Source organism: Lactiplantibacillus sp. B652 (assembly GCF_023806745.1).
Taxonomy (GTDB): domain Bacteria; phylum Bacillota; class Bacilli; order Lactobacillales; family Lactobacillaceae; genus Lactiplantibacillus; species Lactiplantibacillus pentosus.
Window position 1 is genome coordinate 1 of the sequence record NZ_JAMSKY010000066.1, and the last position, 464, is coordinate 464.

Annotated in this window: 1 protein-coding gene; it reads right to left on the reverse strand. The window is 44.6% G+C overall.

Features of this window, described 5'->3' with window-relative positions; all coding sequences use genetic code 11:
• Positions 1-9 precede the first annotated feature (9 nt).
• On the reverse strand, positions 10-464 hold a 455-nt coding region (locus MZO40_RS17020), incomplete at its 5' end, for an IS5 family transposase (RefSeq protein WP_252133477.1).

Below are 464 nucleotides of genomic sequence, written 5' to 3' on the forward strand. Positions count from 1 at the left end.
AGAACCTGTTTAAAATCTTCTTAGGAGTAATACCAGAAACGCTAAGATAACCATTTGACGACTTGAATTGAGTTTACGCTCACAGTTCTTCCAAAGTCGTCGACATTTATCCAACCAACTGAAGGAACGTTCAACGATCCAGCGTTGTGGCAGTACTTCGAATTTATGAAGCTCATTGCGTTTAGCCACCTGGACGGTGGCGTTTAAATTAGTGTAAACATCAGCGGCAAAATTCGATCCAGTGTAGCCACCATCGACAAGAACCGATTTAACTTGCTGTAAATGCCCAGAATTTAGAGCTAACATGGCACTGGCTCCATTACGGTCGGAAACATTGGCCGTGGTGATGTGAATTGCTTGTGGTAAGCCGTTAATATCAACCGCTAGGTGGCGTTTGATGCCGGATATGCGTTTACCACCGTCGTAGCCGCGATGCTCAGCAGTATCGGTATTTTTAACGCTTT